The organism is Mesorhizobium sp. W050 (genome assembly GCF_054719535.1).
The window spans coordinates 3,253,297-3,269,708 of sequence record NZ_JBTTIH010000001.1 but is presented as its reverse complement, the minus strand read 5'-3'; the positions used below and the strand labels follow the sequence as shown (position 1 = coordinate 3,269,708).

Below are 16,412 nucleotides of genomic sequence, written 5' to 3'. Positions count from 1 at the left end.
CTCCCCCGCAAGGGGGGAGATCGGATGTCGCCTCTGCTTTCGCCAATCGCAAACCTTGCAAGAGGAGCGATAAGGTTGAAGCTGCCAATCTCCCCACTTGCGGGGGAGATGTCCGGCAGGACAGAGGGGGGTGCTGTCCCTCCGGCATGACTTACTTCCCCAAGTCCATCGACCATGCGGACAATTTGAATTATCCTCCGTCGGTGCCCTCCAGCTCACCTGAAGGTTTCGTCAGGAATTTGCCGGTATGTTTGGGGCCGGTGTAGGATTTCCGCAGCACCATTCGTCCTTTGGACGAAGCGCTGCAGTAAGCATGATCCCGAAACGTGGGAACCGGTTTTCGGTTAAGATCATGCTCAGTCTGAAATGTCAGTGCGTGGCCGCGTAGGAGAGTATCATGGCGCCCAGGGCAAGTTGGAAAGGTTACCTCAAGCTCAGCCTCGTCAGCTGTCCGGTCCGGCTCTATCCGGCAACGACGACCAGCGAGCGCATATCGTTCAACCAATTGCACAAGAAGACCCACAACCGCATCAACATGAAGCCGGTCGACCCTGAACTCGGCCTCGTCGAGCGCGCGGACTTGGTCAAGGGTTACGAATACGAGGACAAGCAGTACATCATCATCGATGAGGCGGACCTCGAAGCAGTGCGCATCGAATCCAATCACACGATGAACATCGAGGCCTTCGTCGACGAAGACGAGGTCGACGTCATTTATCAGGATGCGCCGTACTATATGGCGCCGGATGGCGCCATGGCGGAGGAAACCTTCGCCGTGCTGCGCGAGGCCATGCGCAAATCCGGCAAGCTGGCCATCGCCCGCCTTGTCCTGTCCAGCCGCGAGCGCGTGGTGACGATCGGCGCGCGCGAGAACGGCATGTTCGTCTGCACCTTGAGGAACCCGAACGAAGTGCGCGGCACGGCTGAATATTTCGGCAACATCCCGGCTGGCAAGCCGGATCCCGAAATGCTGCAATTGGCCGAAGCGCTGATCAAGCAGAAGGAAACCACCTTCGATCCGAAGAATTATGAGGACCGCTACGAGATCGCGCTGATGACGATGATCCGCGAGAAACTGAAGGGCCATAAGCCGATCATTGCGGCGGCGCCCGAGCGTGGCAATGTCATCAACCTCATGGACGCGTTGAAGGCGAGCCTGTCGCAATCAGCCAAGCCGCCGGCCAAGTCGAAGAGCAAGGCCGACGACGCTGAAAAACCTGCCGCCAAGGGTAAGGCGGGTGCGGCCAAGGAAAACCCGTTGAAGGCCAATCTGCTCAAGGCCGTCGGCAAGAGCAAGGGGTGACGGCGCCGACCGGTATAATCCCGGGCGCCGTCTTCGGCGCCATCGGCGCGCTGGCGGCATTTCCGCTGCGGCTCGCGGCCCGTGAGGTGGAGCGTCAGCACGGCCAGTTGCGGCGCGGCGTCACCAGGCGCACCAGCCATGTTGTGTTCGGCCGAACGCTGATCGCCAAGGCCGGCACGGCGAAGGGCGGCGATGCCGAGATCGAGCGCCGGGTTGCAGCCGAGGGCTCCGCTGGCCGAACACTCCTTAGCGAAAATGGCTTCCTGCGCCTGCTTGGTCTGATGAAGGCGCCGGAGGCGTCTTCGCTGTCCAGGCAGTCTCTCGTCGACCAGTCCAGACTGTCCGGTGCCGACCTCGACCTGCTCAGCCTGTTTGACGCCTTCGAGCACGATTGTGAACCCTACTCGTTCCGCGATCTGATCCTTGCCCGCAAATATGCCGGGCTGGTCGCCGGCGGTGCATCCTGGGGCGCGATCGCGCGCTCCGTGCATCGCTCCGGTCCGGTCGCTTCGCTCACCGCCAAATCGCTCAATGTCGGCTCGCAGCATGGCCGGCCCGATCAGATCTATCTCGAGGATGGCCAGAGCGAACTCGACGGCCAGCTGCTGTTCGATCTCGGCAGCGCAAGCGCAGCCGGCGACGACACGCTGGAAGAATTGTTCGCCGAGGCTGAAAGCGCGGAAGAGGAGGGCCGGCACGACGATGCCGCGGCGCTCTACCAACGCTGCCTCAGCATCGATCCGAGCGACGCCATCGCCGCGTTCAACCGCGCCAATTGCTTGCGTGGCGCCGGTCGCGTGGCCGACGCGGCGCATGACTATGCAAGAGCGATCAAGCTCGATCCGGCGTTCGTCGAGGCCTGGTTCAACCTCGCCGGGCTGATGAGCGACGAAGGCAAGATCGCCTCGGCGCGCCGGCATCTGGTCAAGGCCATCGCGCTCGACAAGAGCTACGCCGATCCGGTGTTCAACCTTGCCCGGCTGGAGTTCGACGCCGGCAATCTGACCGAAGCCCGCCGCCACTGGGTGCGCTATCTCGAACTCGATGCTGACAGCGAATGGGCGCGCACTGCGCAAAAGGGGATACAGTTCGTCGATCTGCAGCTGGCGCGGACGGCGGGGTGAGGCTGCCGTGGATAATCTTGTTCAGATTTCGAGTATGGGATTAACCGCGTGCTTCATCGTTTTGGCGGTGCAGGAGGCCGCGAGCTGCTCTTCTACTGGAGCAATGGCTGGAATTTTTTCGAAGACAGCAAAATCAATTGGGCCACATATTACAACCGCAGAACTTGGCCATTTCCCCAGCGCCCCGAGGACCGTATGTCGAACAAGCAGCGCGTTTGCTTCGGCCGGCCATTCTTCATCGTGCTCGTAGGGTTTTTTGCAGCCATTTTCACCCATGTTACCCTGCATCCGGAGCAGTGGCGTAAGGAAGTTCACGGTTCCAAAACCACCTACCACTATATCGGGGTCCCGCAGCCTGATGCCCACTAGCTTCCTCTTCGACGGCTTTGACACAGCCCCGGTCACCATCGTGCTGGCCCACGGCGCCGGCGCATCGATGGATTCGCCTTCGATGACCGCCACCGCCAAGGCGCTCGCCACCGCCGGCTTCCAGGTCGCGCGCTTCGAATTTCACTATATGGCGGCCCGCCGCTATGGCCAGCGCAAGCCGCCACCGCGCGCCGAGACGGTCAACCCGGAATACATCAAGGCCATCGCCGATCTGAGGGCGAGGGGCGTCGCTGGTCCGCTCATCATCGGCGGCAAGTCGATGGGCGGGCGCGTCGCCTCGATGGTCGCCGACGAGATGTTCGCCAAGGGCGAGATTTCGGGCCTCATCTGCCTCGGCTATCCCTTTCATCCGCCAGCCAAGCCCGAGCAACTCAGGACAAAACATCTCGCCGACCTCAAGACGCCGACGCTGATCTTCCAGGGCACCCGCGACGAGTTCGGCACGAAAGAAGAGGTCGCGACCTACGGCCTTTCCAAAGCCATCGAGGTGATCTGGCTGGAGGATGGCGACCACGACCTGAAGCCGCGCAAGAGCGTGTCGGGGTTTTCGACCGCCGATCATTTGAAGACGCTGGCCGGGACGGTGAAGGCGTGGACAGGGCGGATCGTTTCCTGATCGCCAAATGAAAATCGCCACCTTCAATATCAACAACATCAACAGCCGGCTGCAAAACCTGCTGGCGTGGCTGGCGGCAGCCAAGCCCGATGTCGTCTGCCTGCAGGAGCTGAAGGCCCGCGATACGCAGTTTCCGCGCACGACGCTTGCGGCGGCCGGCTATGGCGCGGTGTGGAAGGGCGAACCGACCTGGAATGGCGTCGCCATACTCGCGCGCGGGTCCAAGCCGGTGCTGACCCGTGACGTCCTGCCCGGCGATACCGCCGACAAGCAGAGCCGCTACATCGAGGCGGCCGTGAACGGCATCGTCATCGCCTGTGTCTACGCGCCCAACGGCAACCCGCAGCCGGGGCCGAAATTCCAGTACAAGCTGGCCTGGCATGAAAGGCTGGAGGCGCATGCCGCAGAACTCTTCGACACTGGCCTGCCGGTGGCGCTGGTCGGCGACTACAATATCGTGCCCGAGCCGCGCGACATCTACGCCACCCGCTCCTATGACGACAACGCGCTGGTGCAGCCGGAAAGCCGGGCGTCGTTCCAGCGTCTGCTCGAGCAGGGCTGGACCGATGCGCTCCGCAAGAAGCATCCGAAGGAAACGCTCTACACATTCTGGGATTATCGCCGCAACCGCTGGCTGCGCGATGCCGGGCTGCGGCTCGACCACATCTTGCTGTCGAAGAAACTGGCGCGCCGCCTCACCGCTGCCGGCATCGACCGCGGTGTCAGAGGTGAGGACGGCGCCAGCGACCACGCGCCGGTATGGGCCGAATTGAAGTGAATTTGGCTGCGTGATCGCGCCCACTTTCGTGGGCGCAGTTTTGCACTATTTGTTTCGTGCGGCGGCCGCATGAGGAGCAAGGTGCGGCACCGGAGGGGAAGTCCGATGGACAGGTTGGCCGAAAGGCTGTTTGCGCTTCCGCTGCTGGCGGCCGCTTTGGCTTGTCTGGTGCGGGCGTATCTGCTGCTCGGCGACAGAGATTTCAGCTGGAGCGGGATCGATCACATGCTGCACGGCCCAGCCACGCTGCGACCGGTGGTGTTCCTGACCGTCGGCGGGCTTTGCCTGCTTGGCGCCCTGTTGTTCTGGGCCAGACTGCTGCCGGGTCGGCGAAGCCAGCCTGCTGGAACGCCGCTTTTTGGCCGCGACGCCGAGATCGACCCAAAGGGCCGCCCCGGTCTGCGGCGCGCCTTCCTCATGTTGCCGGTGCTCGCCGTGTTGGCGCTGCTGGCCGACCACTTCCCTTGGGCGCGTGACGCCGGCCCGGGCGCTGAGGTGGCCGCCCCGAACGAACCCAAAGCCGAGCCGAAGGACCAGGGCATCGACGGTGTCCCGCCGGACCTGGCGACGCCACCGGCCCCGCCGAGTTCGCCGCAGGTCACCATGCCGCCCGAGCCAACTCCGCCGGTGCAGGCAGCCAAACCGCCCGAGCCGGCGCAGCCTACGCCTCTGGCTGCTCCCCCTCAGCCGCCACAAGTCGCACTCGCTCCGGCGACACCGCCACCGGAGACTGCTCCACCGCCGGCTCCGGCCACGCCACCGCAAACCGTCGCGCCGTTGCCGCCGCCTCCGCCGGCGCTGCCGACCGAGCCCGACGGCCACCGCGACGCCGTCGTCTGGCTCGCCGTCTCGGCCGATGGCCGCGACGTCATGAGCGCCAGCACCGACCACATGATCAAGCTCTGGGACGTCGCCGGCAAGCGGCTGATCCGCAACCTTGGTGAACACAAGGACATGGCGCGCACGGCGCTGTTCATGCCCGACGGCGCCACCGCGCTGACCGCCGGCGACGATGGCGAGATCGTGCTGCGAAAGCTTGCCGACGGCGCGGTGCTGCATGTCTTCTCGTCGGGCGCGAATGGCGGCGTGCGCAAGCTGGCGATCAGCCCGGACGGCAAGCGCGCCGTCAGTGGCCACGACACCGGCAACGTCATCGTCTGGGATCTCGTCAACAAATCGGTGCTGCATGTGATGACCGGACATGACTGGCCGATCAGCACGGTCGCAATCTCGCCCGACGGCACGCGCGCGCTGAGCGGCTCCATCGACGGCACGCTGAAATTCTGGGACGTCGAAAGCGGCAAGCAATTGCGAAGCTGGCACGGCCACGAGCAGGGCACCTACGGCGCCGTCTTCACCGCCGACGGCCATCATGTCGTCACCGGCAGCGGCGACTACACGATCAAGCTCTGGGACCTCGACACGTTTCGGGAATTGCGCCGCTTCGAGGGCCACGAAGGCACCGTCTATACGCTGGCGCTGTCGGCCGACGGCAAGCGCCTGGCCTCCGGCTCGCTCGACGGCACGGCGCGGCTGTGGGATCTCGGCACTGGAGACCAGATCGCCATGTTCGACAGCCGCACCGGCCCGATCTACGCCGTTGCCTTCGCCACCGACGGCACACTGGTCACCGGCGGCGACGATCGCACCATCAGGGATTGGCCGGCGGCTGGCGGCGATGGCGAAATCCTGTTCGCCGGCGCACCGCAGTAGCGACATCAAATGCTTTGGATATTCCAGAACAGCCTGGCTTGCGCTATGGATTACTGGTGGCTGCAAATGGATTGGGGACGGTGAGCAACAACGAGTGGGCGCCCAAAGTGGATACACCTGTCTACAGCCCGCCCAAGTCGCGTCGCCGAGGGGTCCTTATCGTCGTTCTGGTGTTGCTGGCGGCTTTTGTGCTGCTCGGTCCTGGCCGAAATTACTATGTGCAGTGGTCAGCGGCACAAAAGGGTGCAGCGGCTCTCCAGGCAAAGGATTATGCCGAGGTATTCCGTCAAATGAAGATCATGGCGGACGCTGGCAATGTTGACGCAAAAGGGCAGCTTGGTGCGCTGTACTGGCGCGGGGAGGGCGTGGCTCAGAACGACAGCCAGGCGGTGTATTGGTGGAAGAAATCCGCCGATGGCGGCAATGCGGAAGCCATAGCAGCACTGGGTCAGGCCTACCTTATGGGCAGGGGCGTTGAAAAGGACAGTCGGCTTGCCGAGAGTTTCTCACGAAAGGCCGCCGATAAAGACAACATGAATGGGCAGTACCAGCTCGGCGTGTTGTACTGGCAGGGCCAAGGGGTCGCGCAAAATTATGAGCAGGCGCTCTATTGGTGGCGCAAGGCGGCCGATCAGGGGAGCGGCGAGGCTGAATATTCTCTCGGCCAAGTCTATTTAAATGGCCAAGGGGTCGAAAGAAACGATCAACTGGCGTTGAAGTTTTCCAGGCAGTCAGCCGACAAGGGCAATACGAACGCTCAGTACGCCCTCGGCGTCCTGTATGCGCAGGGTCGGGGTGTTGCGCAAAGCTTCGAGCAGGCTGCCTCATGGTGGCGCAAGGCGGCTGACCAAGGAAGCCTGGAGGCCGCTTTCTGTCTCGGACGCGCCTACTATCTTAACCAAGGCGTCAAGAAGGATGATCAAGCCGCCATAGTGTGGGTGAAAAAGGCAGCCGATCTGGGTGAGCCGAATGCCCAGGCTTTGCTGGGCACTTTGTACTCGCGGGGCCACGGCGTTGAGCAGGATGACCGCCTTGCGTTCGGGTGGTGGATGAAGGCCGCAACCACCGGTCTGACAGAAGCGCAATACGCGGTGGCGGCCGCTTATGGCCAGGGAAAAGGTACCCCTGGGACGACGGCCAGGCGTTTGCGTGGATGAGCAAAGCCGCCAATCAGGCCTTTGTGTTCGCCCAGTCGAATCTGGGCGGATACTATTCGATGGGCCAAGGCGTCGAGAAGAGCGCCGAGCAGGCGGTCTATTGGTGGCGCAAGGCCGCGGAAGCGGGGAATGCCGAAGCCGGTGCCAATCTGGCCCGGGCGTATTCGCTCGGCGAAGGCGTGGGACGGGACGATGCGTTGGCCGCGACTTGGGCGCAAAAGGCGTCCGACGGGCGAAACGCCGACGCTCAATATCTGCTTGGTATCCTCTACAGCCAGGGCCGCGGCGTTGCGCAAGACAATGATCTGGCCTTCCGATGGTGGATGAAGGCTGCTGTCCAAGGCCATGTGGTAGCGCAGTATAATGTCGGGGTCGTGTATCGGGACGGGCAGGGCGTCGGGAAGGATGAAAGGCAGGCGTTCGAGTGGCTGAGCAAGGCTGCCGACAAGGACAATGACCTTGCGCAGTTCGCTCTCGGTGGACTGTATTGGGATGGTCTAGGAGTAACGAAGGACCCCGTTCAGGCGGCAAGGCTCTGGCGCAAAGCCGCCGACCAGCGCAATGCATTCGCGCAGAAAGCGCTCGGCACGGCCTATTGCGAGGGTGTTGGCGTTGCGCAAAGCAGTGCGGATGCGGCGGGCTGGTGGCTCAAGGCGGCGCGGCAGGGAAATGTGGATGCCCAGCTCGCCTCAGCGTATGCCTCGGCCAACGGCGTGGGCATTGCCAGAGACGACAAGGCTGCCGAGTCCTGGTGGCTGGAAGCCGCAAAGGCCGGCAGCGTCGATGCCGAGTTCAGTCTGGGCTCGCTCTACTACCGCGGCGTCGATGGGAAACCAAACTACAAGGAAGCCGCCAAATGGTTCTTCAAGGCGGCAGGCCACGGCAGTTCCGGCGCCAAGACCTATCTCGACCTGATGAAGGAAAACGGCCAGCTCGACAGCAAGATGCTATGAGCCGAGTGCATAAGCGTCGCCGTCACGCCTTCCGTTTGAGGCGTGACACTCGCATCGCACGATGCGAAGATTCATTTGCCGCTGCATCTCGAGAATCCCATGCCCCTCCACATCGTCGAAGCCTCGATTGCCGACCTGCGCCGGGCGCTGGAGGCCGGCACCGTCACCAGCGTCGAGCTGGTGGGCGCTTATCTCAGGCGCATCGCGCACTACGACCGCCATGGCATCGCGCTCAATGCCGTGCCGGTGCTTAACCCGGCAATGTTCGAGGAGGCGGCGGCGTCCGACCTGCGGCGGCGCAATGGCGCCACCCTCGGGCCCCTCGACGGCATCCCCTACACCGCCAAGGACAGCTATAAGGTGAAGGGCCTGACGGTGGCTGCTGGCTCGCCCGCCTTCGAGCATCTCGTCGCCAATGAGGACGCTTTCACCATTGCCAGGCTGAGGGCCGGTGGTGCTGTGCTGATCGGGCTGACCAACATGCCGCCAATGGCGAATGGCGGCATGCAGCGCGGCGTCTATGGCCGCGCCGAGAGCCCCTGCAATGCCGACTATTTGACCGCGGCCTTCGCTTCCGGCTCGTCCAACGGCTCAGGCACGGCCACCGCCGCCAGCTTCGCCGCTTTCGGCCTCGGCGAGGAAACATGGTCTTCCGGCCGCGCGCCGGCGTCCAACAATGCACTTGTCGCCTACACGCCGTCGCGCGGCGTCATTTCGGTCAGGGGCAACTGGCCGCTGGTGCCGACCATGGATGTGGTGGTGCCGCACACGCGCGGCATTGCCGACATGCTGGAGCTGCTCGATGTGATCGTCGCCGACGATGCCGAGACGCGCGGCGATTTCTGGCGCGCGCAGCCCTGGGTGTCGATCGCGAAAAGCGCTGATCTCAGGCCGCCAAGCTACACTACACTAGCCTTGGAGGGCTCGTTGAAAGGCAAACGCCTCGGCGTGCCGAAAATGTATATCGGCCGCGACGGCGGCGCGCCCAAACCCATCGAGACCCGCGCCTCGGTGCTCGACCTCTGGCGGCAGGCGGCGCGTGACCTGGAAAAGCTCGGCGCGGAGGTGGTCGAGGTCGATTTCCCCGTCGTCTCGAACTATGAGCGCGACCGTCCGGGCACAAAAACCATGGTCGAACGCGGGCTGGTGCCGGAAGCCTTTGCAGAGCGCGAAATCTGGGATCTCTGCATCTGGGGCTGGGACGATTTCCTGCGCGCAAATGCCGATCCGGCGATCCCCGATCTGGCTGCGGTCGACGGCCCAAAGATTTTCCCGCAGCCGCCGGGCGCGCTGCCGGACCGCTATGGCGACGACGGTTTCGATCTGGCCGACTACGTCACGAGCGCCAAGCAGGGCGTGATGCCATTGTTGGATATCCCAACGCTGGCGGAAGGTCTCAAGGGATTGGAGGCGACGCGGCGCATCGACTTCGAGGACTGGCTGGACGCGAACCGGCTCGACGCCGTCGTGCTGCCGGCGGTCGCCGATGTCGGCCCGGCCGATGCCGACGTCAACCAGACCTCTGCAGAAATCGCCTGGCGCAACGGCACCTGGGTCGCCAATGGCAATCTGGTGTGGCGTCATCTCGGCATTCCGACCGTCACCGTGCCTATGGGAACGATGGCCGATATCGGCATGCCGGTCGGGCTGACCTTTGCGGGCAAGGCCTATGATGATGCGGAGTTGCTGCGGCTCGCCGGCGATTACGAGCGCGCCACCCAACGCCGCACCAGCCCGCCGCGCACGCCGGAATTGCCGGACGATGTGTTTGCGGGGCGGCCTGGTGGATTGCGGGCCAGCGATGCGCCGACGCCGAGGCTTACGCTTGTTGCCGAGACGACGCGGCGAGGAGACCAGGCCGAGATCGCCGTGACGGTTGAACTCGATGCGGAGACCGCTGGCGTCAAGGTTCACGTCAATGGCGAACCGGTCGCTCTGCGGCGCAGCGGGACAAGCTTTCACGGTCGCATCCTGGTGCCCGCCGGCGAGCACGAAAGAATGCACAGTGTGTGGCGAGGCGCTTACGGCTCGATCGTTGCGGCCGTCATGCGGCTGGAGGATGGACGCACGGCTGGTGCTTACGTGGTGACCGGCGGAATCGGATGAGGGTACAGGTAATCTCCCCAAGGGGGAGATCAGCAGCTTCGCCGTCTTGACCCTCCCATCGCCCGCGTTATCTTCGCGCCATGCCAAACCTCGCTCCCCTCATCGTCATCGATCTCCAGACCAACATGTTCGACGGGCGCGTCGAGCCGCCGATCCATGATGCGCCGGGTATCGCCGAGCGTACCCGCTCGCTGATCGACTGGGCGCGGCGCGAGGGGCGCAAGGTTGCTTTCGTCAGGCATGACGGGCCGGCCGGCGATCCGCTGGCGCCCGGCGAGCCGGGTTGGCCGGTATGGCCGGAACTCGGCCAGGCCAAGGACGAGCCGACATTCTCCAAGACCGTCCGCAACGCCTTCTCGAATGCCGAGCTTGGCGCCTGGGTGGCCGGGCAGGGGGCCGGCGAAGTCGTGCTCGCCGGAGCGCAAACCGATTTCTGCATCGCCGGCACCGTCAAGGGCGCCCTGGCCGAGGGCCTCGGCGTTACCGTCGTTTCCGATGCCCATTCCACGCTGGACACTGAAGGCGAAACCGCGACCGAGATCATCGCCCGGTACAATGCTGATTTCACCGATGCCGGCGTCACGCTGGTGACGACGAAGGCGCTGACCGGCGACTGAAGCGCCGGCGCTTCGAATACTGGGAGACTGCCGTGCCAACCCTGAAATTGCCGGCCGAAGGCGGGTGCCGCTGCGGACGTGTGCGGCTCAAGATTTCCGCAAAACCGCTTTTGACCATGGCTTGCCATTGCATCGGCTGCCAGCGCATGTCGGCCAGCGCCTATTCGCTAAACGCCGCCATTCCCTCCGACGGCTTCGAGATCACGCTAGGCGAGCCGGTGATCGGCGGGCTGCACGGCGCCTCGAAACATTTCTTCTGCCCACATTGCATGAGCTGGATGTTCACGCGCCCCGAAGGGCTCGACTGGTTCGTCAATCTGCGTCCGACCATGCTCGACGAGCCCGGCTGGTTCACGCCGTTCATCGAGACATGGACCAGCGAGAAGCTGCCTTGGGCAACCACGCCTGCGGTGCACAGTTACGAGGCACTGCCGGCCTTCGAGGCGTATGAGGGGCTGGTGGCCGAGTTCGGTGAAACCGCGAATCTCCCCCCTTGAGGGGGAGATGGCCGGCAGGCCAGAGGGGGTCGGTGCGACTGGGCTCGACGTCCTTGCTGCAGATGGAAGGTTGGCGCTTCACGCGCGGCGACCCCCTCTGTCGCCTTCGGCGACATCTCCCCCTCGAGGGGGGAGATAAGCCCCGCTAAAAATTTCGATCGAATCGATTGCGCAAACGTTTCGATCACCCTAAGCTCCCTTGAAATCCGCCATCAGAGCGGACGGGAAACGCATAAGGGAGGAGCGCTTGCAGGCGCTGATATGTCTTGCCGACAATGGCTGAAGTGGCGCGGCGCGCCGGTGTGTCGGTGTCGACCGTCTCGCATGTCGTCAACAACACGCGCTTCGTTTCGCTGGAAAAGGCGAGGCTGATCAACGACGCCATTGCCGCCATGGGCTACCAGCCCAACGAGCTGGCGCGCTCGCTGAAGGCCTCGACCACCAACAGCGTCGGCCTGGCGATCTCGGCGATCTCCAACCCTTATTTCACCGACATCATCTGCGCGGTCGAGGCCGAATGCGCGCGGCTCGGGCTGATGGTCTTCCTGTCGGACACCCAGGAGGATCCCGACCGCGAACTGCAGGTGGTGCGCGCTTTTCATCAGCGCCGCGTCGACGGCGTCATCCTGGCGCCGTCGGGCTCGCCGCAGCGGGCCATCGACTATCTCGCCGACAAGAAGATGCCATGCGTTCTGATCGACCGTTTCGCCGACCAGCGCTTCGACCAGATCGGCGTCGAGAACGAAACGTCGATGCGCGCGCTGATCGACCATGTCGCCTCCTTCGGCCACAAGCGCATCGGCTATATCGCCGGACAGCCGGGCCTGACGACGACGCGCGAGCGCATCGAGGCGTTCCAGGCTTCGCTCGCCGCCAATGGACTTGAGTGCGTGCCGCACTATCTCTCGGCCGAGAATGTCGACACGGCGGCGGCGACCGCATCCACCCACGCCATCCTGTCGCTGCCGTCGCCACCAACCGCACTGGTCACCGGCAACAACATGACGACGATCGGAGCCGTCCGCGCCATCCGCGAAAAAGGCCTCAGCATTCCGGGCGATCTGTCGCTGGCCGGCTTCGACGATTTCGAATGGGCCGATTGTTTCGAGCCGCGGCTGACGCTGGTGGCGCAGCCCTGCACCGAGATCGGCAGGCAGGCGGCGGCGCTACTCAGCGCCCGCATCGCGGCGACCGGTTCAGAGCCACGTTCGGTGCGGCTGCAGGCGACTCTGCGGGCGCGCGCCTCCTGCGGAAGGCCGACCCACACGAGGCTAACATGACCGCGCCGCTGCTGGTAATGACCGGCGCCGTCAAACGCTTCGGCGGCGTGCAGGCGCTGCGCGGCGTCGACTTCGACCTCAAGGCCGGCGAAATCCATGCGCTGCTCGGCGAGAACGGCGCCGGCAAGTCGACGCTGATGAACCTTTTGTCGGGCGTCTACACGCCGGACGAAGGCATGATCGAGATCGACGGCAAACCCGTGCGCTTCAACAACCCGCGCGAGGCGCAAGCGGCAGGCATCGCCACCATCTTCCAGGAGCTCGACCTGGTGCCGTCGCTCGACGTCGCCGCCAATCTGTTCCTCGGCCGCGAACTGATGCGTCCCGGCGGCTTCCTCGACGTGCCGGCAATGCGCCGCGAGGCCAAGAAGCGGCTGGAGGCGATCGAGATCGCCATCGATCCGGCTGCCATGGTCGCCGATCTGTCGATCGGCCAGCGCCAGGTGGTGGCGATCGTCAAGGCGCTGTCCTATGCCTCCCGCGTGCTGATCATGGACGAGCCGACGGCAGCACTTACCGTCGGCGAAGTCGAGCGGCTGTTCGACATCATGAGAAAACTCGCAGCCACCGGCGTCGGCATCGTCTATATCTCGCATCGGCTGGAGGAAGTGCCCGGCATTGCCGACCGGGTGACGGTGATGCGCGACGGTCGCGTCGCCGGCATCACCGAGCCGCACGCGCCGCAAGCCGAGCTGGTGCGCCTGCTGGTCGGACGTCCGCTGGATGAGCTTTATCCGCAACGCGCCAAAGCGGCGGGCAAGCCGCTGCTCAGCCTGAGGAACGCCAGCTTCAAGCTCGCCCGCGATAGCGCCGGCTGGCAGGCGCCGCAAGGTGTTTCGCTCGATGTCCATGAAGGCGAGATCGTCGGCCTGGCCGGCATTATGGGGGCAGGGCGAACCGAACTGTTGTCCGCGCTCTACGGCACCGGCCTGTCCGGCCGCTGGGAGGGCGAGGTTGCTGTCGGCGGCAAGCCGGTGAAACTGGATTCGATCAGTGCTGCCCGCCACGCCGGCATCGCCTTCGTCACCGACGACCGCCGGGGCTCGGGCCTGATGCTGCGCATGGCGGTCGGCCTCAACCTGGTGATGTCGGTCATATCCAGAATCTCGCCGAACTGGCTGGTCTCGCCGCGCCGCCAGGCCGAGGCGGTGAAGGAATCCTTCGGCCAGTTCGACATCCGGCCGAAGAACCCTGATATCGCCGTCGGCGCGCTGTCCGGCGGCAACCAGCAGAAGGTGGTGCTGGCAAAAGAAATCCTCGGCAATCCGCGCCTGTTGCTGCTCGACGAGCCGACGCGCGGCGTCGATGTCGGCGCCAAGGGCGAGATCTACCAGCGGCTCAGGGCACTCGCGGCGCAAGGGCTGGGCATTCTGGTGGCGTCCAGCGAGATGCCGGAGCTGATCGGTCTGTGCGACCGCATCGTGGTGCTGCGCCAGGGGCGCAATGTGGCGGAATTCTTGGGCGGCGTCGACGAGCACACGGTGCTGGCCGCGGCTAACGGCAGGGAGGCCTGATGTCTCAGGACAACAATCCAGTGGCAGCGAGCCCGGTGATGGCGGCGCCTCAAAAGCATCGCGACCCGCTGGCGCTCATCGTGCGCTTCCAGAGCCTGATCGGCCTGGTGCTGGTGGCGATCGGCGGCATCATCTTCTCGCCGCGCCGCCATGGCGAGATCCTGTTCCTCAACCCCGACAACATCGCCAACATCGTGCGCGCCGTGTCGGAGACCGGCATCATCGCCATCGGCATGACCTTCGTCATCATCACCGCCGGCATCGACCTGTCGGTCGGCGCGGTGCTTGGCCTGTCCAGCGTCGTCACCGCCTCGATGATGATCTCCGGCGGCTTCGGCCTGATCCCCACCATCCTCGCCGTGCTCGCTTTGGGCATCGTCTTCGGCGCCATCCAGGGCACCATCTCGACCCGTTTCCGGCTGGAGCCGTTCATCGTCACGCTGGCCGGCCTGCAGGCCGCGCGCGGCTTGGCGCTGGTCGTCTCCGGCAACCAGTACATCAACATTTCCTATGGCGAAGGGCCGGGCCTAGCGCCGCCGGTGTTCGCCGTGCTGGGCGAGCGGCTGTTCAACAACACCGTGCCGGTGGCGACGCTTGTGTTCGTCGTCTTTGCCGCGATCGCCACCATCGTGCTCAACACCACGCGCTTCGGCCGCTATGTCTTTGCCGTCGGCGGCAATGAGCGCGCCGCGCGCATATCCGGCGTGCCGGTGTCGATGGTGAAAATCTCGGTCTACGCCATCACCGGCTTTGCCGCCGCCCTTGCCGGCATCGTCCATGCCGGCCAGTTCAATTTCGGCAGCGCCAATGACGGCATGGGCTATGAGCTCACCGCCATCGCCGCCGTAGTCATCGGCGGCACCAGCCTGTTCGGCGGCGCCGGCTCGATGGTCGGCACCGTTGCCGGCACCATCATGCTGGGCGCGCTCGCCAACATCCTGCAGCTCAACAACATCACGCCCGCCATGCAGCTGCTCGCGACCGCCGCGATCATCGTTTTGGCGGCAGTGCTTCAGTCCCTCGTTCGCCGCCGCGAGGGGTTGGGTCGTTAGTGCATGTCGCGCAAAAGGTTTTGCGATGACGACATGCACAAACAAACAAGGAGGAGACGGCAACACGTGAACGTCAAACCAAGGTCTGGCCCCCCGGCCGGACGAGGAGGAGAGTGAGTTATGAAAACGACACTAAGAGGATCGACCCTCAAAGCCGTGCTGCTGGCAGGCGCCGGCCTGTGCATTGCAGGCTCCGCTTACGCCGCCGAGCCGCTGGTGAAAGCCTGCGCCAAGGACGGCCAGTTCGTCATCGGCTTTTCGCAGGCCAACAATGCCGAGCCCTACCGCCAGCACGTCAATGACGAGCTGGAGGCGGCCGCCAAGGAAGTGCCCGGCTTCACGCTGCAGATCGCCGACGGCGCCGGCAACGTCAACACGCAGACCTCGCAGGTCGACAATTTCATCACCCAGAAGGTCGATATCCTTTTGATCTCGCCCTTCGAGGCCGCACCGCTGACGCCGGCGGTGAAGCGCGCCATGGATGCCGGCATCCCGGTCATCGAGCTTGACCGCAAGACGGTCGGCGACCCGGGCAAGGACTACACCGCCTTCATCGGCGGCGACAATTTCAAGATCGCCGAGGAAGCCGGAAAGTACACCGCCAAGACCCTGCTGCCCGATGGCGGCGAGGCGGCCGTGCTGCAAGGCCTGCCGAGCTCGACGCCGGCGGTGGAGCGCCTCAACGGCTTCAAGGAAGGCGTGAAAGGCAACCCGAAGGTCCAGATCGTCGCCGAGCAGGCCGCCGACTGGGTGCCGGATAAAGCGCAGGTCGCCTTCGCCGCCATGCTGCAGGCGCACCCCGACATCAAGGTGCTCTACGCCTCCAACGACATGATGGCGGCCGGCGCGCTGCTCGCCGCCAAGGGCGCGGGCAAGGACGTCAAGATCATCGGCACCGACGGCCTGCCTGGCCCGGCAGGCGGCATCGAGGCGGTCGCCAAGGGCGATTGGGTCGCAACCTTCACCTACCCGACGGGCGCCAAGGAAGCGATCGAGATGTCGAAAAAGATCCTGCTCGACTGCGCGACCGAGGTGGACAAGACGGTGACTGTGGAGACCACCGCGATCACGGCCGAGAATGCCAAGCAGCTGATGGGGAAGTGAGGGGGGAATTAGAGCCCGGCACTGAGGTGATGCGCAAGGCCCCGGGAGGGGCCTTGTTTGTTTGGGAGGGAGCGCTGGCCGGTGCCGAAGAATGGCAGCGTCGCACCGCATGTCGGCCATTTCGACCGGTCGGAAGCGGACATACTCGCCACCTCCGCACAGGCTGAGCTGGATCGGTTCCGGACAGGACGAGATTTATTCAACCGAG

15 protein-coding genes are annotated in these 16,412 nt (G+C 64.5%); 14 read left to right on the top strand and 1 reads right to left on the bottom strand.

Annotated features, from left to right (window positions below):
- Window positions 1–397: 397 nt before the first annotated feature.
- Together ku and ACYG9Y_RS15920 are read left to right on the top strand one after the other, a co-directional pair.
- Window positions 398–1,303, top strand: coding sequence for a non-homologous end joining protein Ku (gene ku, locus ACYG9Y_RS15925; RefSeq protein WP_023685883.1), 906 nt, complete (start codon window positions 398–400; stop codon window positions 1,301–1,303).
- The gene (locus ACYG9Y_RS15920) at window positions 1,300–2,427 is read left to right on the top strand and encodes a tetratricopeptide repeat protein (protein ID WP_023699156.1); all 1,128 of its coding nucleotides are present in this window, start codon (window positions 1,300–1,302) and stop codon (window positions 2,425–2,427) included. Before ku ends, ACYG9Y_RS15920 begins: the two co-directional genes overlap by 4 nt.
- Before the next feature lie 21 nt (window positions 2,428–2,448).
- Here ACYG9Y_RS15920 and ACYG9Y_RS15915 read toward each other — a convergent pair whose 3' ends face one another.
- Complete coding sequence (locus ACYG9Y_RS15915) at window positions 2,449–2,895, bottom strand: hypothetical protein (protein WP_198018664.1); 447 nt, start codon at window positions 2,893–2,895, stop codon at window positions 2,449–2,451.
- Here ACYG9Y_RS15915 and ACYG9Y_RS15910 point away from each other — a divergent pair.
- The 12 genes from ACYG9Y_RS15910 (at window position 2,786) to ACYG9Y_RS15855 (ending at window position 16,204) form a co-directional block, all read left to right on the top strand.
- Window positions 2,786–3,433: an alpha/beta hydrolase family protein gene (locus ACYG9Y_RS15910; RefSeq protein WP_023708723.1), complete on the top strand. Its 648-nt coding sequence runs from the start codon at window positions 2,786–2,788 to the stop codon at window positions 3,431–3,433. The two genes, ACYG9Y_RS15915 and ACYG9Y_RS15910, sit on opposite strands and share 110 nt — an antisense overlap.
- A gap of 7 nt (window positions 3,434–3,440) precedes the next feature.
- Window positions 3,441–4,211, top strand: a complete 771-nt coding sequence (locus ACYG9Y_RS15905) for an exodeoxyribonuclease III (RefSeq protein WP_023708724.1) — start codon at window positions 3,441–3,443, stop codon at window positions 4,209–4,211.
- A 105-nt stretch (window positions 4,212–4,316) separates the two neighbouring features.
- Window positions 4,317–5,924, top strand: coding sequence for a WD40 repeat domain-containing protein (locus ACYG9Y_RS15900; RefSeq protein WP_023749536.1), 1,608 nt, complete (start codon window positions 4,317–4,319; stop codon window positions 5,922–5,924).
- Window positions 5,925–6,004: 80 nt separating this feature from the next.
- On the top strand, window positions 6,005–7,081 hold the full coding sequence (locus tag ACYG9Y_RS15895; protein WP_156929838.1) for an SEL1-like repeat protein: 1,077 nt from the start codon (window positions 6,005–6,007) through the stop codon (window positions 7,079–7,081).
- Window positions 7,078–8,034, top strand: a complete 957-nt coding sequence (locus ACYG9Y_RS15890; RefSeq protein ID WP_023740045.1) for an SEL1-like repeat protein — start codon at window positions 7,078–7,080, stop codon at window positions 8,032–8,034. Before ACYG9Y_RS15895 ends, ACYG9Y_RS15890 begins: the two co-directional genes overlap by 4 nt.
- Window positions 8,035–8,133: 99 nt before the next feature.
- A complete protein-coding gene (locus ACYG9Y_RS15885; RefSeq protein WP_031196979.1) occupies window positions 8,134–10,140 on the top strand; it encodes an amidase in 2,007 nt (668 codons plus the stop codon).
- 80 nt (window positions 10,141–10,220) lie between these two features.
- Complete coding sequence (locus tag ACYG9Y_RS15880; protein WP_023708944.1) at window positions 10,221–10,757, top strand: isochorismatase family protein; 537 nt, start codon at window positions 10,221–10,223, stop codon at window positions 10,755–10,757.
- Window positions 10,758–10,789: 32 nt separating this feature from the next.
- Window positions 10,790–11,254 carry a GFA family protein gene (locus ACYG9Y_RS15875; RefSeq protein ID WP_031253596.1) on the top strand — a complete coding sequence of 155 codons (465 nt, stop codon included), beginning with the start codon at window positions 10,790–10,792 and terminating at the stop codon, window positions 11,252–11,254.
- 266 nt (window positions 11,255–11,520) lie between these two features.
- Complete coding sequence (locus ACYG9Y_RS15870; RefSeq protein ID WP_031196975.1) at window positions 11,521–12,534, top strand: LacI family DNA-binding transcriptional regulator; 1,014 nt, start codon at window positions 11,521–11,523, stop codon at window positions 12,532–12,534.
- A complete protein-coding gene (locus ACYG9Y_RS15865; protein ID WP_023708941.1) occupies window positions 12,531–14,048 on the top strand; it encodes a sugar ABC transporter ATP-binding protein in 1,518 nt (505 codons plus the stop codon). Before ACYG9Y_RS15870 ends, ACYG9Y_RS15865 begins: the two co-directional genes overlap by 4 nt.
- A complete protein-coding gene (locus ACYG9Y_RS15860; protein WP_023705098.1) occupies window positions 14,048–15,100 on the top strand; it encodes an ABC transporter permease in 1,053 nt (350 codons plus the stop codon). The genes ACYG9Y_RS15865 and ACYG9Y_RS15860 overlap by 1 nt, the downstream gene beginning before the upstream one ends.
- Window positions 15,101–15,220: 120 nt before the next feature.
- Complete coding sequence (locus tag ACYG9Y_RS15855) at window positions 15,221–16,204, top strand: substrate-binding domain-containing protein (RefSeq protein ID WP_023689831.1); 984 nt, start codon at window positions 15,221–15,223, stop codon at window positions 16,202–16,204.
- The last annotated feature ends 208 nt before the right edge of the window (window positions 16,205–16,412 follow it).